We start from the raw sequence: 23,447 nt of genomic DNA, 5'->3' as shown, positions 1-23,447 counted from the left end.
AGTGGGTCGTGGTAAACACAAGCGGTTGTGAATAATGGCAGTAATGCTAAAAGCCATTTGCGAGAAAAGAATGTCATAGAGATAACTCCTAGTGTTTAGGTTTTCACCTAATTAATATAAAAATAATTTCATTACTAAAATAAAGCGCGGAGTTTACTGACACCGCACTGTAAAAGCAATGAAAATTTTATAAGTAAAATCAATAAAACCACTTAATTTTAGAAAAATACCTCAAATTAAGTAATTTTTTAGTACAAATTTACTTATAAAAAATAAACCTGTCCTATACTTATTTTTCATAAAGTATATAAATTAGTCGCACATTATAATGTATATTTATTGTAAAGCAAATAAAATTTATTAAATTTTTGCTATTTTTTCACCATTGTTAGGCGTTAGGCGTTAGGCGTTAGGCGTTAGGCGTTAGGCGTTAGGCGTTAGGCGTTAGGCGTTAGGCGTTAATATATTGAATTATAATAAGTTTTTATTCAATATAAAGATTGGAGTATAAGAAGAGAAGATTTTTCTTATTATGTAAATAATACGTAAACAGAATATTATTAAAAAACCCACCAAACGGTGGGCTTTAACATTTATCTTTATCTGCGATTTTTGGTTAGCTTTTCCGTTAGTTCGTAAGCCTGCAACTTTGCAAGTTCACGAGAGAGTTTGCTTGACATTAATGAGTAATCTACATCAGTATGGCGACTGCTCGCATTTTCTTCTGCTCGCCGCTTCGCTGCTAAGATCCTATCTTTATCGAGCTCTTCTCCACGAATAGCTGTATCAGCCAGAATGGTTACCACTTTTGGTTGTACTTCAAGAAAACCACCTGAAACATAAATAACTTGTGCTCCAGATTCTGCATTGATTTTCAGTACACCAGGCTTGATCATGGTTAAAAGTGGGGTGTGCCCAGGTAAAATCCCGAGCTCCCCTTCAATCCCTGATACTTGAATGCTATTTACAGTGCCGTTAAAAATATGTTGTTCAGCACTTACTACATTCAACTCAAATGAAGATGCCATATTCCCTCCTGTTTATACGTTAAAGGGACAATTACATTTTCTCGGCTTTCGCCAATACTTCATCAATTGAGCCAACCATATAGAATGCTTGTTCAGGAATTTCATCATATTCCCCATCAAGAATTCCTTTAAATCCAGCAATTGTATCTTTTAATGATACATATTTACCTGGGCTACCTGTAAAGACTTCTGCAACGAAGAATGGTTGCGATAAGAAACGTTCAATTTTACGTGCACGTGCTACCACTAATTTATCATCTTCTGAAAGCTCGTCCATACCAAGAATAGCAATTATATCTTTCAATTCTTTGTAGCGTTGTAGTGTTGATTGCACACCACGAGCAACTTCATAATGATCTTTACCTACCACCAAAGGATCAAGTTGACGAGATGTAGAATCTAATGGATCAACCGCAGGATAAATACCAAGAGATGCGATTTGACGGCTTAATACGACTGTTGCATCCAAGTGAGCAAACGTTGTTGCTGGTGATGGATCGGTTAAGTCATCCGCTGGTACATAAACTGCTTGAATTGAGGTGATAGATCCTGTTTTTGTAGAGGTGATACGTTCTTGTAGCACACCCATTTCTTCTGCCAATGTTGGCTGATAACCTACTGCAGATGGCATACGACCCAAAAGTGCGGATACCTCTGTCCCTGCAAGGGTATAACGATAGATATTATCAACGAAGAAAAGTACATCACGGCCTTCATCACGGAATTTTTCTGCAATGGTTAAGCCTGTTAGTGCTACGCGTAAACGGTTACCTGGTGGCTCATTCATCTGACCATAAACAAGTGAAACTTTATCTAAAACATTAGATTCTTGCATCTCATGGTAGAAATCATTCCCTTCACGAGTACGTTCACCTACCCCTGCAAATACAGAATAACCTGAGTGTTCGATTGCGATGTTACGGATGAGTTCCATCATATTTACGGTTTTACCTACACCCGCACCGCCGAATAGACCAACTTTACCCCCTTTTGCAAATGGGCAAACTAAGTCAATAACTTTAATTCCCGTTTCTAACAATTCAGTGCTGTTAGATTGTTCTTCATAACTTGGTGCTTCACGGTGAATAGACCAGCGTTCTTCTTCGCCAATTGGACCCAATTCATCAATTGGCTCACCAAGGACATTCATAATCCGACCAAGTGTTTTAACACCTACTGGCACAGAAATTGGATGACCTAGGTTTTCAACTTTAAGATTACGTTTTAAACCATCTGATGAACCCATTGCAATACAACGCACAACACCACCACCGAGCTGTTGTTGTACTTCAAGTGTTAATCCGTTTTCACCTTCTACTTTCAGTGCATCATAGACTTTCGGCACACTGTCTTGCGGAAATTCAACATCAATGACGGCACCGATGATTTGTACAATTTTACCTGTTGCCATACCGTTCCTCTTATATTCTCTAAATTGCGGCCGCACCGGCAACAATTTCGTTCAATTCATTTGTAATGCTAGCTTGACGAGCCTTATTGTAAACTAGCTGCAAGTCATTTATTAAGTTACCTGCATTATCTGTTGCAGACTTCATCGCCACCATTCGTGCTGCTTGCTCTGATGCCAAATTCTCAACAACAGCTTGATAAACTTGTGACTCCAGATAACGAGTAAGTAGATTATCAAGCAAATATTTTGCATTTGGCTCATAGATATAGTCCCAATTTGCTTGAGATTTTACATTATCTTCCTCAAGCTCTGGTAACGGCACGAGCTGTTGTACCACAGGTTTTTGCGACATTGTATTGATAAACTTATTATAAACCACATAGATTGCATCAATTTCGCCTTTGTTATAGGCATCAAACATTGTATTAGCAATACCAATAATTTCTTCCACTGATGGTGTATCACCCATACCTGAGGTTTGCCCACGCACAGTGAGACCTAAAGAATGGAAAAAACCTATTCCTTTTGAACCAATTAATGCTATTTCTACGCTGATTTTTTTATCTTTCCACTGCTTAAACTGATTAAGTGCGGTTTTAAACATATTAATATTTAAACCGCCACATAAACCACGATCAGTGGACACAATTAACACGCCGACTTTTTTGATTTCACGCTCCTGTAAAAAAGGATGGTGATACTCAATATTCCCTTTGGATACGTGGCTTATTACATTGCGTATCGCAGATGAATATGGACGAGAATGCGTCATTCTTTCTTGCGTTTTACGCATTTTTGAAGCAGCAACCATTTCCATTGCCTTAGTGATTTTTTGTGTACTTTTCACACTGGCAATTTTGGTTCTTATCTCTTTTGCTCCAGCCATTTAATCCTCCGTTGAAAGTCTTTACTTACCACGAACCTTTGGCTTTAAAGGTATCTAAGATAGCTTTTAACTTATCTTTAATGGTATCGTTGTAATCACCCGATTGTGAAAGCTCTTTTAAAAATTCACTTTCATTATGTTGGGCAAAATTCAATAGACTTTCTTCAAACGCACCAATACGTTCAATTTCTACATCGTCAAGATAACCAAATTCAACCGCAAATAATAACAATGCTTGTTCACCCACGCTTAATGGACTGTATTGTGGTTGTTTTAAAAGTTCGGTTACTTTTTGACCATGAGACAACTGTTTACGGGTTGCTTCATCAAGATCTGATGCAAATTGCGCAAAGGCAGCCAGTTCACGATACTGTGCAAGTGCGGTACGGATACCCCCAGCAAGTTTTTTGATTACCTTAGTTTGTGCTGCACCACCTACCCGTGATACAGAAATACCTGGGTTTACAGCAGGACGGATACCAGAATTAAACAAATCTGATTCAAGGAAGATCTGACCATCTGTAATTGAAATTACGTTAGTCGGAACGAATGCAGAAACATCTCCTGCTTGCGTTTCAATAATAGGAAGTGCGGTTAATGATCCTGTTTTACCTTTTACACGACCTTGAGTGTGTTTTTCCACATAGTCTGCATTAACACGAGCTGCACGTTCAAGCAAGCGGGAGTGAAGATAGAATACATCCCCTGGGAATGCTTCACGACCTGGTGGGCGACGTAATAATAATGAAATTTGACGATATGCTACCGCTTGTTTAGATAAATCATCATAAACAATCAGTGCATCTTCGCCGTTATCACGGAAAAATTCACCCATTGCACAGCCTGCATATGGCGCAAGATATTGCAATGCTGCTGATTCTGCCGCCGAAGCAACGACTACAATAGTGTTTGCTAGTGCACCATGTTCTTCTAATTTACGCACTACGTTAGCGATAGTTGATGCTTTTTGACCAATTGCAACATAAATACATTTAATGCCTGAATCACGTTGATTAATGATGGCATCAATAGCAAGTGCGGTTTTACCTGTTTGACGGTCACCGATGATCAATTCACGTTGACCACGTCCAATTGGCACCATTGAGTCAACTGCTTTATAACCTGTTTGCACAGGCTGATCAACAGATTTACGATCAATAACACCTGGTGCAATGACTTCAATTGGTGAAAAACCTTCTGCTTCAATTTCACCTTTACCGTCAATAGGTTCACCAAGGGTATTAACTACACGACCCAACAAGTTACGACCAACTGGTACTTCTAGAATACGCCCTGTACACTCTACTTGCATTCCTTCTGCTAAGTCAGTGTATGGACCCATAACCACTGCACCAACGCTATCACGCTCAAGGTTAAGTGCGATGGCGTAACGATTTCCAGGTAGGGCAATCATTTCCCCTTGCATTACATCGCTTAACCCGTGAATACGAATAATACCATCACTTACTGAGACAATAGTACCTGTATTGCGTGCTTCACTACTGATATTAAAATCAGCAATGCGTTTTTTAATTAAATCACTAATTTCTGTAGAATTTAGTTGCATTTTCTATTCCTCTTATAATTGTAACGCATTGGCTAGGCGATCAAGTTGACCACGGCTAGAGCCATCTATTTCAAAATCTTGTGTTTTGATAATAGCTCCACCGATTAAACTTTCATCAATGCGACAATTTAATTTAACTTTTCGAGCAAGCCTTTTTTCCATTGCTTGGAGAATATCATGCTGCTGTTTTTCGCTAAGTACTTTTGCTGAAATCACTTCAACATCAACTAAAGCGCGCTGTTCATCAACTAACTTTTCAAACAAAGCATACACTTCAGGCAAAGCGAGAAGGCGGTCATTTTCAGCCATAACACGAACGAAATTTTTTCCGTGCTGACAAAGTTGCTCACCACAAATATCAATAATGGTGTTAGCCACTTTTTCAGGTGACGATGATGTCTTCAAAAATTGTTGCATATCGTCATTGGCTATAACCACTGCGGCAAATTTAAGCATTTCAAGCCATTTGTCTAATGCACTATGTTCTAATGCAAAATCAAACGCTGCCTTTGCATAGGGGCGTGCTACTGTGATGTATTCTGACATTAGCCCCACCTTCTTATAGTTCTGCAACTAGTTTATCGATAATATCGTTATTGGCCGCTTCATCAACATTGCGTCCAACAATTTTTTCTGCACCCGCAAGTGCTAATGATGCCACTTGAACACGTAATTCTTCACGTGCTCGTTTACGTTCGGCATCCACTTCAGCGTAACCTTGCTCAATGATTTTAGCCTTCACCGCCTCAGCTTCACCACGCACTTCATCTAAAATTTCATTGCGACGTTTATTTGCCAAATCAATGATTTCTTGTGCTTGTTTTTTCGCTTCAGCCAGCTCTTTTTCCACTAACACTTTCGCATCAGCTTGTTCTTTTTTAGCTTCTTCAGCTGAAGCTAAAGCATTGGCAATCTGGCTTTGACGTGCTTCAATAGCTTTGATCACTGGTGGCCAGACAAACTTCATGCAAAACCACACAAAAATGAGGAATACAATAGATTGTCCGATAAGTGTTGCGTTAATATTCACAACGGTACCTCCTTAAAAGTTGGTTATTACTCTTTGCGAGTAGCCGTTGGATTAGCCTAGCAATGAAACAAATGGGTTTACGAAGGCAAAATACAAACCGATACCTACTGCAATCATAGCAATCGCATCTAAAAGACCCGCTACAATGAACATTTTAGTTAACAATGAATTTGCAAGCTCTGGTTGACGTGCTGCTGACTCAAGGTATTTACCACCTAAAAGACCAAAGCCGATAGCAGTTCCTAACGCAGCGAAAGCAAGCATAATTGCAGAGGCAATAATTGTTGCACTAATTACAGTTTCCATTGATTTTCTCCATAGATAGTTAAGTTAAAAGTTAGCAAAATGCTAGGTTAAAAATACATTAGTGATCCGCCTTATTATACGCGATACTCACATAAATAATGGTCAACATCATAAAGATAAAGGCTTGCAGCACCACGATCAAAATGTGGAAAATCGCCCATACTAGGTGCAATCCAGCACCGAGACTGGCAATCAAATAGCCAGCGGAATAGGTCACTGCAATCAAGATAAAGATAAGCTCACCTGCATAAAGGTTACCGAATAGACGCAACGCCAATGAAATCGGTTTGGAAATCAAAGTCACGCTTTCAAGCAGTAAGTTAACAGGAATCAATAACGGGTGATTAAACGGGTGCATGGTATATTCTTTAACAAAACCGCCCACGCCTTTAGATTTGATGGTATAGAAAATGATCAACACAAACACCACAAGCGACATCCCAAGAGTGATGTTGATATCCGCAGTCGGCACTGCACGCAAATGCTCAAGTCCTAATAAATGTGCTACTTGTGGCAGATAATCAACTGGGATTAAATCAATGGTATTCATCATTAATACCCAGATAAATACAGTTAGTCCAAGTGGGGCGATGAAATTACGACTGCCTTGGAAGTTTTCCACTACAATCCCGTTGACCCATTCTACCAGCATTTCCACTGCGCATTGCAGCTTGCCTGGCACGCCGTGGGAGACCTTTTTTGCCACAGAATAGAGCACCAACGACATAATCACGCCAGTGATAATAGCAAAGAACATGGAATCGACGTTAAAAGACCAAAATCCATCACCTGTGGTAAGGAAGGTTAGATGGTGTTGGATATACTCATTAGATGTTAGCGAACCTTCGGCAGACATACAATTTCCTACTTAAGTGAATTAACGTTTACCTTTTGAAAGTAAAAAAGGCAATACACCATTAAATAAAATTAAAATCAAATACCCACTAAAAAAACTACCTGCGTGAATATGTACTGTACGCAAAACGATAACAAATAACACTATTGTTAAACCAAACTTTATTCCTTGTGCTTGGTAAAGGGCTTTCACCTTTTCATTAAGTACCAACGATCGCTGACGGATAAATAAAAATATCGCAAAAGCAACCTGTGCAAACCACGCAATAATACTACCCAGTGCGAATGATACACTCCATTCTTTATTTAATAACCATAAAAGTGCGGTTATTCCTAATGCCAGCAATAACGTAATGGTTAATACTTTTCGATATAATTGTTGGCTCTTCACCATTATTGCCGACATCATAAAGCCTTACTTCGTATTTATTATTACGTTAAAAATAAATAGGCTAAAAATTAAACTAATCATTATGGGTAACAAATCATAGTAAATTATACGGTTAGAATTGATTATTGCAACGATTAAAGCCGTTAAAAGTGTTACCTAGCTAACATTTATTAAATTTTTTTTACGATTTTGTCACAAAAATAGCAAATACGTTTTGTTCTGCGTGATTATTCAACATTTGATAAAATAATTAAATGCCTTTCACCTATCAATTCAGGGACTTTTAAAGTGATTTTTTTATCAATTTTAACAAAGTGCGGTAGTGTGTTTAATTCACCATTATTCATCTGACCTTTAAGTGCATAAAAATGTCCATTATCATTTGGTAGATGAATACACCAAGTAACCATATCAGTCAAAGACGCAAATGCTCGACTTAGCACCCCATCAAACCGCACTTTGGTGTAATCTTCTACTCGACTTTGTACTGGCATAACGTTAGTCAGTCCTAACTGCATAACCACTTGCTGCAAAAAACGTACCCGCTTACCAAGGCTGTCTAACAAAGTAAAATGTCGATTCGGATTAATTATCGCAAGGGGAATGCCAGGCAAGCCTGGACCTGTTCCCACGTCAATAAATCGTTCGCCTTGTAAGTATTCACTTACTACAAGGCTATCCATAATATGTTTAATCAACATCTCTTGTGGGTCTCGCACAGAGGTAAGGTTGTAAGCCTTATTCCACTTATTGAGCAGCTCAACGTAGTCAACTAACAACGTGCGTTGGTTATCCGAAACGCAAAGTGCGGTCTGACTTAAAAGTTGGTCTAATCGGTTAGCTAAACTCATTCATCACCACGCTTGAGCATACCTTGTTTTTTTAAATTCACAAGCAAAATAGAAATTGCAGCAGGTGTAACGCCTGAAATACGTGATGCTTGTCCAATCGACACAGGACGATGTTGCATTAATTTCGCCCGCACTTCGTTAGAAAGTCCTGATACTTTATCATAATCAAAATTATCGGGGATAGCAGTGCTTTCATGGCGTTTATGCCGTGCAATTTCTTCGTGTTGATGTTCAATATAGCCTTGATATTTAATTGAAATTTCAACCTGTTCAGCCGCTTGTTTGTCGCTGCAAGCGGGTGCAAAAACATCAAGTGCGGTCAGATCGTGATAATTAACCTCTGGACGACGTAATAAATCTTCACCGCTGGCTTCACGCGTTAATGGTGTTTTGAGTAATTGATTAACCGCACTTAGATGCGGTGATTGTGGATGGATCCAAATCTCACGCAATCGCTGTTGCTCACGCACAATATTTTCTTGTTTTTGTTGAAAACGATCCCAACGTGCCTGATCAATCAACCCTAGTTCGTGTGCGATTGGCGTTAAACGACTGTCTGCATTGTCTTCCCGTAATAATAAGCGATATTCTGCACGAGAGGTAAATACTCTATATGGCTCTTTCGTTCCAAGCGTACAAAGATCATCAACCAATACACCAAGATAGGCTTGATCACGACGTGGATACCAAGGATCTTTTTCTTGCACATAACGAGCTGCATTGATCCCAGCAAGCAGCCCTTGTGCAGCGGCTTCTTCGTATCCTGTAGTTCCATTAATTTGTCCTGCAAAAAATAGACCTTTTATTGCTTTTGTTTCTAATGTTGGCTTGAGATCTCTCGGATCAAAATAATCGTATTCGATCGCATAACCTGGTTTTACAATACGTGCATTTTCAAGCCCTGGCATTGCATTAACAACGCCCATTTGCACATCAAATGGTAAGCTCGTTGAAATGCCATTTGGATAAATCTCGTTACTGGTTAATCCTTCAGGCTCTAAATAAATTTGATGGCTTGTGCGATCAGCAAAACGCATTACTTTATCTTCAATTGATGGGCAATAACGTGGGCCGATCCCTTCGATCACGCCTGCATACATTGGGCTACGATCGAGATTAGCACGAATAAGATCATGGGCTTTTTCATTGGTCGATGTAATATAACAAGGAATTTGTTGTGGATGTTGATCTACCGATCCCATAAATGAAAATACGGGCAGAATAGGATCACCGTGTTGTGCCTGTAATACTGAGAAATTAATGGTTCTTGCATCTAAACGTGGAGGAGTGCCTGTTTTTAAACGTGCAACGCGTAGTTTTAGCTCACGTAAACGATCCGCTAGCATAGTTGAGGCAGGATCGCCTGCTCGTCCACCAGCGTAATTTTCCATACCTATATGGATTTTTCCTGCCAAAAATGTGCCTGCTGTTAATATAACAGAGCGTGCATTGAAGGTTAGCCCCATTTTAGTGCTCACCCCAACTGCTTTATCTTGATCTAAGATAATATCAACCACTTCTTGTTGAAAAATATCTAAATTTTCTTGATTTTCAAGGGCGATCCGCACAGCTTGACGATAAAGCACGCGATCTGCTTGTGCACGGGTTGCTCGTACGGCAGGTCCTTTTGAACTGTTTAAGGTACGAAATTGAATCCCTGCTTTATCCGCAGCAGTTGCCATTAAACCGCCCATTGCATCAATTTCTTTAACTAAATGACCTTTTCCAATGCCACCAATTGCGGGATTGCACGACATTTGACCTAATGTGTCAATATTATGCGTTAGTAAAAGCGTTTTTAATCCCATACGCGCAGGTGCAAGCGCAGCTTCTGTTCCTGCATGACCGCCACCAACAACAATCACGTCATAGGTTATGTTGTAAATCATATAAACCTTCAGATACTTAAAAAATTTTTTATAAAATTGTGCGCTATTCTACTTTAATTTTAAGATGGGGTAAAAAGGAATTGATGAATTGATCGTGCTTATATATAAAGATCTTTTATATAGAGATCTTTTATTGTTTTTCTTATTAGTTGAGGTGAATGTTGTTTAAAAGATCCTTTTCCTATTTAAAATTAAGATCTTAGTTTCAATTTTAATTGTGTGTAAAAGGATCTTTTTGTCGTTTAAACATGTGAATAACGGATGATCTTATCCACAGGTCGAATTATTTTATCTTTTATTCAGATCATAATAACGCTAAATATACAAAAAAGATCGAACTTATCCACAACCTCAAATTGTCTGAATAAAGTGCGGTAGCCATTCTTGAGCTTCACTTTCTGGATCTTGTGTGTGAAGAATATCAATTTTTAATGGTGGGCAAATACGCTGTGCATTTTGGGCTAAAAGTGCGGTTTCAATTTTATCAACTGCAAAACAGAACGTATCGTAATCTGAATTACCAAGTCCAATGACGGCAAACCGTAAGTTAGTTGGTACGCTAAGATCATTAAAAAAAGGCACTAAATTATCGGGTAAATCGCCCGCGCCGTGGGTTGAACTGACAAATAGCCAAATTGGGTAAGCATTCGCTTGTTCTTGTGCGGCTTGCGCACCATGGCAAAGTGCGGTTTTAATGCCTGCTTGATTGAGCAAATCTTCACAATGTTCTGCGACATATTCCGCACCACCTAAGGTACTGCCAGAGATAATGCAAATTGATTTTTCCATAGTTATCCTAAATAGCATTGAAGTGGTATTTAAATATTAGCACAAAAAAAGCAGCCCTTAGGCTGCTTTTGATCTTGTCTAATTACTTTATTTCAATCGTCAATTCATAAGTAGATTTTTTACCTTCACGAGCAAAAGTACGTGGTTGTACTACACGCACTTCATAATCGCCACTTTCAGGTAATGTGTAAGCTTCGTCTTGCATAAAATCATCAAAGCCGTAAAGCACAGCTTCAGCATGACCTTTACCTGTGACGTTGATGATGACTTTTTGTCCTTTTTGCCCTTTGAAGTGATAAGTATCAAATTTATCGCCTTCAATTGTGCCAGTGTATTTGGTTACTGCACTTTCAGCTGCTTGAGCGGCTGGTGCTTGTTCAACTGATTTTTGGGTTTCAACTTGTGCAGGTTTAGTTTGTTCTGCTCCCGCAGGTTTTACTTGTTCTTTATCGGAACATGCTGCTAAAGCAACGCTTGATGCAATAATAGTTAATGCTAATGTATTTTTTAGGGTTAATTTCATTGATAAGATCCTTATTGTTATGTGATCGTGTGGTTAGAGTTTAAAAATAAAGAAAGGTTCAATTTTTTACCAGATTAATTAAAAAGTGCGGTTTAACCGCACTTTATTTATTTTATAACACCACACGCCATACGAGCACCGCCACCACCAAGCGGTTTTGGATCGTCAGAGTGGTTATCACCATGAGCGTGAATCATTAATGAATGTTCTTTTATTTCATCAAGCGAATGCAGGCGTGGTGCAAGGACTGGGTTTGTTGCTGTTCCATCTTGATTGACAGTTAATGCAGGCAAATCGCCTAAATGACCATCATCATCCCACGGGGTGCTGTGCTTGCCAGTATTTTTCGGATCCCAGTGACCACCAGCTCCAAGCCCTGCGACAAGTTTTCCGTCTTTTTCTTTAGGTTCACAGCTTGGATTTTGGTGAATGTGAAATCCGTGAATGCCAGGGGTTAAGTCTTTTAATTCAGGTGTGAAAACCAAGCCATATTTTGTTTCATGCACGTAAACGTTACCAATATCTTGGTTGCCTTTTTCAACGTCAAGCAACTGTACAGGAATTGTTAACTGTTTGTCATGATGATGATCGCCATGTGCATAAACATTTGCAGTTAAAAGTAATGTAGAAAGTGAAAGTGCGGTTGCTAGTAAATGTTTTTTCATAATTACTCCTTTTTTATCAAATAGTAACAACTAGCATATAAGAAGTAAGATGCTTTTTCCAGTGCAGTGTTAGTTATTGTGCTGATACTCACAAATTAATTGTAAAAAAGGAGTGCCAAATCGTTCAAGTTTACGTTGCCCTACGCCGTTAATTTGGAGCATAGCTTGTTGGCTGGTGGGTTTAAATTGTGCCATTTCTTGTAATGTAGCATCGTTGAAAACAATATAAGGCGGGATAGCGTCTTTTTCTGCCAGTTGTTTGCGTAAAAAACGTAGGCGTTCAAATAGGTGTTTATCGTAGTTTTTCACACGCTGATATTGCACTTTTTTGATAACTGACATTGTGGTGCGTGGCGTTGCCAGTGAAAGTGCGGTTTCACCGCGTAAAATAGGGCGTGCAGCTTCGGTAAGGCGCAAAGCAGAATGTTGTGCAATATTTTGTTCTATAATGCCGAGATGAATAAGCTGGCGGATAACATTAATCCAATATTCTTGTGATTGTTCACGTCCAAGCCCAAACACATTGAGTAAGTCGTGTTGGTTATCTTTAATACGTTGATTATTTAGCCCTCTGAGTACAGCGACCACATAATGAATGGCAAAAAGTTGTCCTGTGCGGTAGATGACGGATAATACTTTTTGGGCATCGAGTAATCCATCGTAATGTGTCGGTGGTGAAAGACAGATGTCGCAGTTATTACAGGGTTGTTGCTGGCTTTCGCCAAAATAGTTGAGCAACACTAAACGTCGGCAAGTTTGTGCTTCAGCAAAAGCGCCCATCGCTTGTAGTTTGTGTTGTTCAATTTCACGCAGTGGGCTTTCGGGTTTTTCCAGTAATATTTTATTTAGCCAAGCATAATCGGCGGGATCGTAGAGTAACACAGCTTCAGCAGGTAAATCATCACGCCCCGCCCGCCCTGTTTCTTGGTAATAGGCTTCAATGCTACGTGGTAGATCAAAATGTAGCACAAACCGCACATTGGATTTGTTAATGCCCATGCCAAATGCAACAGTTGCCACCACCACTTGAATATTGTCGTGTTGAAAGGCATGTTGGGTTGATTCTCGTTCAGATTGGCTTAAACCTGCGTGATAAGGTGCGCAGGAAATCCCTCGTCGTTTAAGGCTTTCACACAATTTTTCGGTTTTTGCACGGGAGTTGCAATAGACAATACCGCACTTTCCTTTTTGTGAAAGCACAAATTGGCACATTTGCTCTACGCCTTTGTATTTTTCCATCAACGTATAACGAATGTTGGCACGATCGAAACTGCCGATATATTCAAATGGGTTATCGAGTTTTAATAGATGTAAAATATCTTGCCGTGTGGTGCGATCAGCGGTGGCAGTGAGGGCCATTATCGGCACTGCTGGAAAGCTGATTTTCAACCCTCCTAACAAGCTATATTCAGGGCGAAAATCGTGCCCCCATTGAGAAATACAATGTGCTTCATCAATGGCAATAAAGCTGAGTTTACATTGGCTAATGAAGTGATAAAAACTATTTGTCATCACTTTTTCAGGTGAAATATAAAGTAATTTTAAGGTGCCATTGATGGCGTTGGATTGCACCTGTTGTTGTTCGTCACTGCTTTGGCTTGAGTTAAGAAATGCGGCTTCTACGCCATTAGATATGAGCTGATCAACTTGATCTTTCATTAACGAAATTAGCGGAGAAATGACCAATGTCAGCCCAGAAAAACACAACGCAGGAACTTGATAACAAAGGGATTTTCCAGATCCTGTTGCCATCACGAGCAAACAATCACGCCCTTCTAACGTGGCTTGAATCGCATTTTCTTGACCCGTGCGAAAGTGATGATAACCAAAGACTTGGCGTAAAACAGTAAGTGCGGTTTTTTGACCGCACTTTGATTGTTCATCAGGTAAATCAGAACACGTCATTTAATGAAATGCCAAGTCCTATGCGTTGAATACGGCGATTGTAGTCAATTAATGATTCGCCATAGCCGCCGTAATATTGCACATAAAGCCGTACTTGTTTAGTGATAGGATAACTGTAATTAGCCAACAATCCACCTTTGCCACTTTTAAGATTATAATGTGCTGTAAATTTTACTTGATGCTCATCGTATTTGTAACCGATGGTTAAATCATAATGCCCACGATAAGCGGTAATATCTGGATTGTCGTCATCTTCGGCTTTTTCTGGAATTCTCCACCATGGTTTAAATTCTAGCATCCAATTGTCTTTGTGTGCCGAAACACGCGCGTATAGGCGGTTCCAGCTTCGTGAGCGTTCAAATTGATCACTTCTTCCATTAGATTCGTGATTAAACCCCGTTTCGATATCATTTAATGTCCAGCCCCACGGTAAATTGTATTTTGTTGACCAAGCAAGAAACAATTGCGGTTCATAGTTAGTTTCACGAAACGGCGATGATTCAATGGTATTGCTCAGTTGAAACCATGAACGTTGAGTATAGCTTGCACCTAGTAGCGAATTTTCGCCTAAAATGCCGCGCCAAATCGGCAACCCAAGGCTAATTTGGAATTTAATTTCATCGTGTTTTTTCTTTTTGCCGTCTTGATTATCAAAATTTCCATTGCTGTAAGTTTCCATAATGTAGTTTTGATCGTAAGGTGCAATGGAGAAAAAATTGTCTTTACTTTTGCGTAGCATTAATTCAGTTTTAGAGTGATAAATCGGGTTTTCACTGGTGGCTAAATCGGCCGCTAGTACGGTAAAAGGTAAAAGTGCGGTTATAAAAAGGATAAATTTACGCATAATCATCTCATTTAAAGGTAACGTGTTCGCCATAGGCGTTAAGTGCATCGGTTAATAGAGCAAAAAACTCTTTATTATCCGCTGTGAGCCATAACCCATTTTTATATTTAAAGTGATATCCGCCGAGTTTGCTGGCAAGCCAAAGCTCAAGCAAAGGCTCTTGTTTGTTAATCACAATTTGTTGCCCATCGGCAAACGTAATAGAAAAAACAGAACCGAGAATATCGCAATCGACATCAATTTCCTGTTGTTCTAATGCTGTTTCAATGTCAGCCCATATTTTTTCAATCTGTTGGTGGTATTCGCTTACATTCATTGTATTTCTCCGCGTGAGTTAGCCTTAAATTATAGACATTTTACAACTTTCCAACAATAGTAATAGCACATCGTTGAGATTAATGGTTAAAATAGCCAAAATCGTTGAAAAAGGACAGATTATGAAAAAAATGATTATTGCAATATTCAGTGCGGTTTTTTTGTTAAATCTCGTAGGGTGTGGGGTGAAAGGTCCATTATATTTCCCTGATAATAGTGAGAATACCAGCGAACAAACAACGGCACAGTAAGGATAACTATGGATTTTTTTCAATACCAACAACAAAAATTATTTGCGGAAGATATTACAATCACAGCGTTAGCGGCTGAATTTGGTACGCCGTTGTATGTTTATTCCAAAGCAACCCTTGTTCGTCATTTTCGTGCCTTTGATGACGCATTTGGTCAGCAACCGCACTTGATTTGTTATGCTGTTAAAGCCAATTCCAACATTGCGATTTTAAATATATTAGCCAAAATGGGCTCGGGTTTTGATATTGTATCAGTTGGGGAACTTGAACGGGTCTTGGTGGCAGGTGGTGATCCTCATAAAATTGTTTTTTCTGGGGTAGCTAAAAGTGCGGATCAAATCGCACGTGCATTGGAGGTGGGGATTCGCTGCTTTAATGTGGAATCTTTACCTGAATTAACCTTGATCAATCAGATTGCAGGCGAAATGGGGAAAAAAGCACCGATTTCACTGCGAGTAAATCCCGATGTAGATGCCAAAACGCATCCTTATATTTCCACAGGGTTAAAAGAAAATAAATTTGGTATCAGCGTTAAACAAGCGCGAGAAGCGTATCGTTATGCTGCGAGCTTACCGCACTTAGATATTGTAGGGCTGGATTGTCATATTGGATCGCAAATAACAGAATTACAGCCATTTTTAGATGCAACGGATCGGTTAATCGTGCTGATGGAAGCCTTGAAATCTGATGGCATTAAGATTAAACATCTGGATTTAGGCGGCGGTTTAGGCGTGCCATATAATGGAGAAACGCCACCACAGCCAAGTGACTATACCAAAGCATTATTAGCGAAATTGAAAGAGTATCATCAGATTGAAATTATCTTAGAACCTGGGCGTGCGATAGTGGCGAATGCTGGCGTGCTGGTGACTAAAGTCGAATTTTTAAAAAGTAATGAACAACGTAATTTTGCCATTGTAGATGCGGGTATGAATGATATGATTCGTCCATCACTTTACCAAGCCTATATGCAAATTATCGAAGCTGATTGCACGTTAGATCGTCAAAGTGCGGTTTATGATGTGGTTGGTCCAATTTGTGAAACAGGGGATTTTTTAGGTAAAGACCGCACTTTAGCGATTCAAGCGGGAGATTTATTGGTGCAACGTTCGGCAGGTGCATATGGGGCGTGTATGGCATCGAATTACAATACTCGCACTCGTGCAGCGGAAGTATTGGTTGATGGTGATAAAGCCCATTTAATTCGTCGCCGTGAAACATTGCCTGAATTATGGGCACATGAGCAATTAGTGTCTGAATAATGATCAAATTTCGCAGTTCTCTCACAAAACGATTAGCCTATTATTTGTTGCTAATCATTCTGCTTTCGGGGTTGGCAACAGGGATTACCACCTTGATTATGGTGGGAAATCAGTCTGATGCGGAGATGATTAATGTGTCTGGTTCGTTGCGTATGCAAAGTTATCGCCTGTTGCACGATATGGATTATCAGCCATCGGCAGTTGATGCAGGCGTTGCTCTTTACCGTGAAACATTGCATTCGCCAACGTTAGTGCGGCTTAATCGTATTTATGTGCCGCAGGAGGTACAAACAGCGTACCGCACTTTGCTTTCTCGCTGGCAAGAAATGGAAGGGTATATTTCAGCAGGCAATAAAACCGCTTATCGTGCGCATTTAAGTGAATATGTCGATCACGTTGATCATTTTGTGAGTGTGTTGCAAACGTTTTCTGAACGCCAATTAATGTTTGCCATTTATTCCAATATTTGTGCGCTATTATTAATGGCGGCGTTCGGCTTTTTATTGCTGGGGTATAGCCGCAAAAAAGTGGTTGAACCTCTTACACGTTTGGTGACAGCCAGTCAGCAGGTGCAAAATGGGCAGTTTGACCACTTAGTATTGGATATTGACAGTGATAATGAACTCGGTGTGCTTTCGCGTGGCTTTACGCAAATGGCAAAAGAGCTAAAAAAACTTTATGCTTGTCTTGAACATCAAGTTAATGAAAAAACGCATAGTCTCACGCAAATAAACCGCACTTTATCTATGTTGTATTTCGCATCACAGCGTTTAAGTTTGCATGAAATTAACCAAGAAGGGCTACATATCATTTTGTCGTCTTTATGCCAAAATGAAGCATTGCAAGCAATTCGGTTACAATTAAATGGTAATGAAATGTGGAATATGGACGTAGGTAACGTTGATGAGAATAAACCGTGGCATATCACACGCATTACGATTGGTGAGCAACATTTAGGGCAACTGAATTGGCAACGGGCGGATAATTATCCTGATTTACGTACCATTGAAAATATTGCACAAATGTTAGGGCGCGCTTTGCACTCCGCTCAGTTAGCAAAGCAACAACAACAACTGTTATTAATGCAAGAGCGATCCATCATTGCTCGTGAATTGCATGATTCTTTGGCACAAGTCCTTGCTTTTTTACAAATTCAGCTTACGTTATTAAAACGTTCTATTGAGCGTGAAATGGGGGATACTGCGCCCAAAAGTATGCACATTGTTGCGCAATTTGAAACCGCACTTTCTGATGGTTACACGCAATTACGTGAGTTACTTGCAACATTTCGCCTAACAGTGAATGAATCTAATCTCACACTTGCGTTGCAAGAAGTGATTGATTCGTTACAACCAAACAGTGATGCTAAAATCACACTTGAGTGTGCTTTGCCTTCGCAGTTGTTGAATGCACAGCAGCAAATTCATTTACTGCAAATTGTGCGTGAAGCGGTGTTAAACAGTATTAAACATGCCAATGCTAGCTTAATTGAAGTGATTGCTCGCCCTAATTCTGAGGGTGAAAATGAAGTGATTGTGCGTGATAATGGCATAGGCATAGCGTCTTTACACGAGCCCAGTGGACATTATGGGTTAAATATTATGGCAGAGCGTGCGCAAGAGTTACATGCAACACTTAGCATAGCAGCAAGAAAAAGTGGAGGCACAAGTGTTAAATTATGCCTCCCAAATCAGTTGTTATAGTAAGATACTTCCAACCACAGCGATAGTAAACCCAACAAATCCAATCAGCGTTTCCATTACTGTCCATGTTTTAAAGGTTGTTTTGGTATCCATTTCAAGAAAACGACTAACAAGCCAAAATCCAGAGTCATTGACATGTGATAACGCAACAGAGCCAGATGCAATCGCAATAACAATAAAGCAGAGATCAAATTGACTGATTCCCGTTGCTGTTGCTAATGTTGGGGCAATCAATGCGGATGTTGTGGTAAGGGCAACGGTTGCAGAACCTTGTGCAACACGTAAGGCTAAAGCGATGATAAAGGCTGCTACAATAATTGGTAAGCCTGTATCTGATAATGTGTCTGCTAATACATTACCAATGCCACTTGCACGCAACACACCACCAAACATACCACCTGCACCTGTTACTAAGACGATGGCACAGATTGGCCCTAGAGCATTGTTACAGATTTTTTCGATTTGTTCATAACTACGTTGTTCTTTGAGTAATAAAATAGCAACTAATAATGTAATTAATAACGCAATCGGTGTTTTACCAATTAAGCGCAGTGATTCTACCCACAATTGTGATCCATCAATTATTTTCATAACAGACAAGGTGTTAAGCCCTGTATCAAGTAAAATTAAACACAGTGGTAACAATAAAATAGAGATCACTTTTTGGAAACTTGGTGGATTTTGTGCGGCTGTTTCATTAATCGCGTTCGCACTTAAAAAGGCTTTTGGTAAAGCAAGATGAATTTTTTTACCTGCATATAATCCAAATAAGTAAGCACTAATATACCATGTGATAATGGCGCAGATGAGCCCAACGAACACTAATAATCCCATATTGACGCTGAGTAAATCACCGGCAGCAACAGGACCTGGATGTGGCGGCAAAAAAGCGTGCATAACAGAAAATGCCCCAGCAGCAGGCAACGCATAACGCAAAGTTGATCCACCAAATTGTTTTGCAACACTAAAGATAATAGGCAACATAACAACTAAGCCTGCATCAAAGAAAATAGGAAAACCAAATAGTAGGGAGGCAACACCAAGTGCAAAAGGTGCTCTTTTTTCTCCAAATTTATTAATTAGGGTGTCAGCTAAAATTTTAGCTCCGCCAGTAATTTCTAATAAACGCCCTATCATTGCACCTAAACCAACTAATAAAGCCACTGATGCGAGAGTATTACCAAAGCCTTGTAATAATGTTGGTAGTACTTTATTAATTGGAATACCTGTAGCCAATGCAGTTAATAAACTTACAAGTGTTAATGCAACAAATGCATGAATTTTAAACCGCATAATGAGAATTAATAATGCGATTACTGAACTCAGAGCTATTAGCAGTAGCGAAGTAGCATCGTGTGTAAGGGATAATAAATCCATAAATAATCTCCATATAATGAATCAATGCATCTATTACGAAATGTTACCGATAACCACTATTCTTGCAAATATCTTTTCTTTTATTTGTGATTTAGATCACTTATTTCACTTAAAATACTTTTTTTAGTTGATTTAAAAAAAAGTAAAGCGTAATTTTATTGTTATCGGTAACAAATTAATTTATGAGGAAGCGTATGGCACATCAGAATAGTATATTTATATTAATGGGTGTCTCTAGCACAGGAAAAACCAGTGTTGGAACAGCTATTGCAAATAAACTTAAAATGAAATTGATAGATGGTGATGATCTTCACCCTAAAGCAAATATTCTAAAAATGCGTTCTGGATTACCATTAAATGATCAAGATAGAGAACCTTGGTTGGTAAGGATTAGAGATGCCGCATTTAGTCTAAATCAAAAATCAGAAAGTGGCATTATTGTCTGTTCGGCGTTAAAAAAACAATATAGAAATATTATTCGTGATGGTAATCCCTTTATTCGTTTTATCTTTTTATCGGGTAGTTTTGAATTGATTTTAGACAGAATGAAAAAACGCCAAGGGCACTATATGAAAACGGATATGTTACGTAGTCAATTTGACACATTAGAAGTCCCGCAATCTGATGAAAATGACGTAGATACGATTAATATTGATAACTCATTTGATGCTGTTGTGGCTGATTGTATTTCTGTCATTGAAAAATATCAGTAAAAGGGTGAAAGGAGATTGACGATGAATCGCATTGTTGCAGAAGTAACAAAAAATATCGTAACCCGTAGTCTAAAAACACGAGAGCATTATTTAAAGCAAATTGAATCACAACTTGCTCAGAGAAAATCAAGACAAAAGTTAAGCTGTGGGAATTTAGCGCATACCGTAGCAACATGTTGTGACCAAGATAAGCGCGCTATTTTGGATTTTACCCGATTAAATATAGGGATTATTACCTCATATAACGATATGGTCAGTGCTCATCAGCCCTATTTAGATTATCCAGAACACATCAAACACATTTTACGAGAGCATGGGCATAGCGCACAAGTAGCAAGTGCGGTTCCCGCTATGTGCGATGGAATAACACAAGGACAGGCAGGTATGGAGCTGTCTTTGTTTTCACGAGATGTGATCGCACAATCCACCGCCATAGGCTTAAGTCATAATGCTTTTGATGGCGCACTTTTGCTAGGCGTTTGCGATAAAATTGCACCTGGTCAATTAATTGGCGCATTACAATTTGGACATTTACCGACGGCATTTATTCCATCAGGTCCGATGACAACGGGGATTCGTAATAAACAAAAAGTGGCTGTGCGACAACAATATGCAGCTGGGTTAGTTGGAAAAGATAAATTACAAGAAATAGAAAATGCGTCTTACCATAGTCAAGGTACATGTACATTTTATGGTACAGCAAATACTAATCAGCTACTTTTAGAAACGATGGGGCTTATGTTGCCAGGTGCGGCATTTGTGCCAGTAAATAGCCCATTAAGACAAGAATTAACCCGCCTTGCTGTGCTTCAAATGTTAAAAATACACCGCAATAGCGCAGATTTTAGACCGCTTTATGAGGTGGTTACCGAAAAAAGTTTAGTGAATGCGATGGTTGCATTACTTGCCTCTGGTGGTAGTACCAACCATACTATTCATCTTATTGCTATTGCGAAAGCAGCTGGCTTTATTTTAACGTGGGATGATTTTGCTTTATTATCAAATGAAGTGCCTTTACTGACCCGAATTTATCCAAATGGTGATGCGGATATTAATGATTTTTATCAAGCTGGAGGGGTGCCATTATTGTTGAGATTACTGGCTAATCGTGATTTGCTACATCAAGATACATTACCTATTTGGGGTTCATTTGAAGATTATTTATGTGTGCCAGAACTTACGCAAAATAATGAAGTTAAATTCAACCCTATTCTAGAAACAAAAAATCCTGATATTATTGCACCGCAACACAAGCCATTTAGTCATAAAGGTGGTATTAAAGTTGTCGCAGGCAATATGGGTAGAGGCATAATCAAAGTCAGTGCCGTTGAGGATAAATATAAAAAAATCATTGCACCTGCTAAGGTATTTGAATCGCAAGATGATGTAGTTAACGCCTATAATGAAGGCTTGTTAGCACAAGATGCGATCATTGTTGTGCGTAATAGCGGACCAGCAGCAAGAGGAATGCCAGAGTTACATAAATTAATGCCAATTTTAGGTAATTTAATGGAAAGCGGTTTTCGTGTTGCATTGGTAACAGATGGTCGATTATCTGGTGCATCAGGAAAAGTTCCCGCAGTGATTCACTTATGCCCTGAATCTGCAAAGTGCGGTCCATTAGCTAAAATCACAGAGGGAGACATCATTAAATTGGATGCGGAAAGTGGTGAATTAACGTGTTTAGCTGATTTAGACTCGCGCGATATGGATGATCCAATTCTCTTGCAAGATGAACCTATCGCTGGACAACGGTTATTTGAATTATTTAGGCAAAATGTCTCTTCCGCCGAACAGGGTGCAACCATCTTTTAGTTGACTAAATACTTTCACCGATTTGGATCTGATAGCCCAAATTAATGATAGGACTTTGCTGCTCAATATTATTTAACCGATTTAATAACTCTTGTGCAGCAATTTTACCTATCTCAAGCCTTGGAGTGATAACAGTTGCTAATAGCGGGGTCATAGATTGACCAACGTCATGTCCATGAAATCCTGCTATTGCAATTTGTGCTGGGATAGCAATATGTTGACGCTGACATTCAAAAATTGCACCGATGGCAAGGTCATCATTCGTACAAAAGATACCATCAATATCAGGATATAATGATAATGCTTGATTAAGGAGTTGTGCACCAAGCGAAAATGATGAAGATTCTTCTGTTTTTAAGCAACAAGGCGATAGGTTATGCTTACGCATTGCTTGCTCGTATCCTTGCATTTTTAATAACGTTCTTTTATCCATTCTTGCCGAGAAGTAAACAATTTTTCGGCGACCACGGCGAATCATCATCTCTACCATTGCCTGTGCGGCAGCGACATTATCAAATCCAATTGCTTGGCGGGAACTTACCTCACTGCATTCCATAATTTCAATCACTGGAATATCAGCAATTTCTAGCATTTTTAAAGTCCGTTTCGAGTGATGATTTTCGGATAAAATCAAGCCATCAACATTATAAGAAAGTAAACTTTCAATGCGTTTTTCTTCTTTTTCTTCACAGTAGCCATAATGGGCAAGCATCGTTTGATAACCGGCTTTATCAACAATCTCTTCAATGCCTTTGATAACATCAGCAAAAACGTGATTTGTTAATGATGGAACTAAAACGCCAATAGCATGGCTTTTTGCATTTGATAAAATATCGGGTGCACGGTTAGGAATATAACCTATATGCTCAATAGCTTCAGCGATTTTTAAACGAGTGTTAGACGCTACTAAATCTGGATTACGCAAATAGCGGCTCACTGTCATCTTAGTGATACCAAGATGATTTGCAACATCTTGCAGTGTAGGGCGTTTATGCTTACTCATCATGAATAGAATGGATTATAAAAATCATAATGTTACTATAACATAAAAGATGAATTTAACAGAAAAAA

The 23,447-nt window shown here is 39.2% G+C and carries 24 protein-coding genes; 5 read left to right on the top strand and 19 right to left on the bottom strand.

Going from position 1 to position 23,447, the window contains the following annotated elements:
• Nucleotides 1-599: 599 nt before the first annotated feature.
• From HPC40_RS06160 to cyaY, 17 genes are all read right to left on the bottom strand, one after another.
• Entirely contained in the window at nucleotides 600-1,028 is a 429-nt protein-coding gene (locus HPC40_RS06160; protein ID WP_208118614.1) for a F0F1 ATP synthase subunit epsilon, read from the bottom strand.
• Nucleotides 1,029-1,059: 31 nt separating this feature from the next.
• Nucleotides 1,060-2,439 (bottom strand): F0F1 ATP synthase subunit beta, encoded by a 1,380-nt coding sequence (gene atpD / locus HPC40_RS06155; protein WP_208118613.1) that lies wholly within the window; start codon nucleotides 2,437-2,439, stop codon nucleotides 1,060-1,062.
• Nucleotides 2,440-2,458: 19 nt separating this feature from the next.
• Entirely contained in the window at nucleotides 2,459-3,325 is an 867-nt protein-coding gene (gene atpG / locus HPC40_RS06150) for a F0F1 ATP synthase subunit gamma (RefSeq protein ID WP_208118612.1), read from the bottom strand.
• Between the two features lie 25 nt (nucleotides 3,326-3,350).
• Nucleotides 3,351-4,892 (bottom strand): F0F1 ATP synthase subunit alpha, encoded by a 1,542-nt coding sequence (gene atpA, locus HPC40_RS06145; RefSeq protein ID WP_208118611.1) that lies wholly within the window; start codon nucleotides 4,890-4,892, stop codon nucleotides 3,351-3,353.
• Between the two features lie 12 nt (nucleotides 4,893-4,904).
• Nucleotides 4,905-5,438 carry a F0F1 ATP synthase subunit delta gene (gene atpH, locus HPC40_RS06140; protein WP_208118610.1) on the bottom strand — a complete coding sequence of 178 codons (534 nt, stop codon included), beginning with the start codon at nucleotides 5,436-5,438 and terminating at the stop codon, nucleotides 4,905-4,907.
• A 13-nt stretch (nucleotides 5,439-5,451) separates the two neighbouring features.
• The gene (gene atpF / locus HPC40_RS06135; protein ID WP_208118609.1) at nucleotides 5,452-5,922 is read right to left on the bottom strand and encodes a F0F1 ATP synthase subunit B; all 471 of its coding nucleotides are present in this window, start codon (nucleotides 5,920-5,922) and stop codon (nucleotides 5,452-5,454) included.
• A gap of 51 nt (nucleotides 5,923-5,973) precedes the next feature.
• Entirely contained in the window at nucleotides 5,974-6,228 is a 255-nt protein-coding gene (gene atpE, locus HPC40_RS06130; protein WP_208118608.1) for a F0F1 ATP synthase subunit C, read from the bottom strand.
• A gap of 58 nt (nucleotides 6,229-6,286) precedes the next feature.
• The gene (gene atpB, locus HPC40_RS06125; protein ID WP_208118607.1) at nucleotides 6,287-7,084 is read right to left on the bottom strand and encodes a F0F1 ATP synthase subunit A; all 798 of its coding nucleotides are present in this window, start codon (nucleotides 7,082-7,084) and stop codon (nucleotides 6,287-6,289) included.
• A gap of 21 nt (nucleotides 7,085-7,105) precedes the next feature.
• Complete coding sequence (locus HPC40_RS06120) at nucleotides 7,106-7,492, bottom strand: ATP synthase subunit I (RefSeq protein WP_208118606.1); 387 nt, start codon at nucleotides 7,490-7,492, stop codon at nucleotides 7,106-7,108.
• A gap of 209 nt (nucleotides 7,493-7,701) precedes the next feature.
• Nucleotides 7,702-8,325: a 16S rRNA (guanine(527)-N(7))-methyltransferase RsmG gene (rsmG, locus tag HPC40_RS06115; RefSeq protein ID WP_208118605.1), complete on the bottom strand. Its 624-nt coding sequence runs from the start codon at nucleotides 8,323-8,325 to the stop codon at nucleotides 7,702-7,704.
• Nucleotides 8,322-10,214, bottom strand: a complete 1,893-nt coding sequence (mnmG, locus tag HPC40_RS06110; protein ID WP_208118604.1) for a tRNA uridine-5-carboxymethylaminomethyl(34) synthesis enzyme MnmG — start codon at nucleotides 10,212-10,214, stop codon at nucleotides 8,322-8,324. Before mnmG ends, rsmG begins: the two co-directional genes overlap by 4 nt.
• 351 nt (nucleotides 10,215-10,565) lie before the next feature.
• Nucleotides 10,566-11,003, bottom strand: a complete 438-nt coding sequence (gene mioC, locus HPC40_RS06105) for an FMN-binding protein MioC (protein ID WP_208118603.1) — start codon at nucleotides 11,001-11,003, stop codon at nucleotides 10,566-10,568.
• 82 nt (nucleotides 11,004-11,085) lie between these two features.
• Nucleotides 11,086-11,526, bottom strand: coding sequence for a hypothetical protein (locus HPC40_RS06100; protein ID WP_208118602.1), 441 nt, complete (start codon nucleotides 11,524-11,526; stop codon nucleotides 11,086-11,088).
• Nucleotides 11,527-11,633: 107 nt separating this feature from the next.
• Nucleotides 11,634-12,191, bottom strand: a complete 558-nt coding sequence (sodC, locus tag HPC40_RS06095) for a superoxide dismutase family protein (protein WP_208118601.1) — start codon at nucleotides 12,189-12,191, stop codon at nucleotides 11,634-11,636.
• Between the two features lie 69 nt (nucleotides 12,192-12,260).
• A complete protein-coding gene (gene recQ, locus HPC40_RS06090; RefSeq protein WP_208118600.1) occupies nucleotides 12,261-14,096 on the bottom strand; it encodes a DNA helicase RecQ in 1,836 nt (611 codons plus the stop codon).
• Entirely contained in the window at nucleotides 14,083-14,940 is an 858-nt protein-coding gene (pldA, locus tag HPC40_RS06085; RefSeq protein ID WP_208118599.1) for a phospholipase A, read from the bottom strand. The genes recQ and pldA overlap by 14 nt, the downstream gene beginning before the upstream one ends.
• Nucleotides 14,941-14,947: 7 nt before the next feature.
• On the bottom strand, nucleotides 14,948-15,256 hold the full coding sequence (gene cyaY / locus HPC40_RS06080; protein ID WP_208118598.1) for an iron donor protein CyaY: 309 nt from the start codon (nucleotides 15,254-15,256) through the stop codon (nucleotides 14,948-14,950).
• Between the two features lie 121 nt (nucleotides 15,257-15,377).
• Between cyaY and lptM the strand changes: the two genes are divergently transcribed.
• From lptM to narQ, 3 genes are read left to right on the top strand one after another with little or no spacing between them, the layout of a single operon-like run.
• Nucleotides 15,378-15,506 carry an LPS translocon maturation chaperone LptM gene (gene lptM, locus HPC40_RS06075; protein WP_208118597.1) on the top strand — a complete coding sequence of 43 codons (129 nt, stop codon included), beginning with the start codon at nucleotides 15,378-15,380 and terminating at the stop codon, nucleotides 15,504-15,506.
• Between the two features lie 8 nt (nucleotides 15,507-15,514).
• Nucleotides 15,515-16,768, top strand: coding sequence for a diaminopimelate decarboxylase (gene lysA / locus HPC40_RS06070; protein WP_208118596.1), 1,254 nt, complete (start codon nucleotides 15,515-15,517; stop codon nucleotides 16,766-16,768).
• Nucleotides 16,768-18,471: a nitrate/nitrite two-component system sensor histidine kinase NarQ gene (narQ, locus tag HPC40_RS06065; protein WP_208118595.1), complete on the top strand. Its 1,704-nt coding sequence runs from the start codon at nucleotides 16,768-16,770 to the stop codon at nucleotides 18,469-18,471. Before lysA ends, narQ begins: the two co-directional genes overlap by 1 nt.
• Here the strand turns inward: narQ and HPC40_RS06060 are convergent.
• Complete coding sequence (locus HPC40_RS06060) at nucleotides 18,466-19,848, bottom strand: GntP family permease (protein ID WP_208118594.1); 1,383 nt, start codon at nucleotides 19,846-19,848, stop codon at nucleotides 18,466-18,468. The genes narQ and HPC40_RS06060 overlap by 6 nt on opposite strands.
• A 194-nt stretch (nucleotides 19,849-20,042) precedes the next feature.
• On the opposite strand from HPC40_RS06060, the gene HPC40_RS06055 reads away from it, so the two are divergent.
• Together HPC40_RS06055 and edd are read left to right on the top strand one after the other, a co-directional pair.
• Nucleotides 20,043-20,561: a gluconokinase gene (locus HPC40_RS06055; protein ID WP_208118593.1), complete on the top strand. Its 519-nt coding sequence runs from the start codon at nucleotides 20,043-20,045 to the stop codon at nucleotides 20,559-20,561.
• Between the two features lie 21 nt (nucleotides 20,562-20,582).
• Nucleotides 20,583-22,376: a phosphogluconate dehydratase gene (gene edd, locus HPC40_RS06050; RefSeq protein ID WP_208118592.1), complete on the top strand. Its 1,794-nt coding sequence runs from the start codon at nucleotides 20,583-20,585 to the stop codon at nucleotides 22,374-22,376.
• Between the two features lie 4 nt (nucleotides 22,377-22,380).
• Here edd and gntR read toward each other — a convergent pair whose 3' ends face one another.
• The gene (gene gntR / locus HPC40_RS06045; protein ID WP_208118591.1) at nucleotides 22,381-23,379 is read right to left on the bottom strand and encodes a gluconate operon transcriptional repressor GntR; all 999 of its coding nucleotides are present in this window, start codon (nucleotides 23,377-23,379) and stop codon (nucleotides 22,381-22,383) included.
• Nucleotides 23,380-23,447 lie beyond the last annotated feature (68 nt).

The sequence above is a fragment of the Spirabiliibacterium falconis genome (assembly GCF_014885015.1).
GTDB classification, from domain to species: domain Bacteria; phylum Pseudomonadota; class Gammaproteobacteria; order Enterobacterales; family Pasteurellaceae; genus Spirabiliibacterium; species Spirabiliibacterium falconis.
The sequence above is the reverse complement of the archived record's forward strand: the minus strand, read 5'-3'. Positions and strand labels throughout refer to the sequence as shown.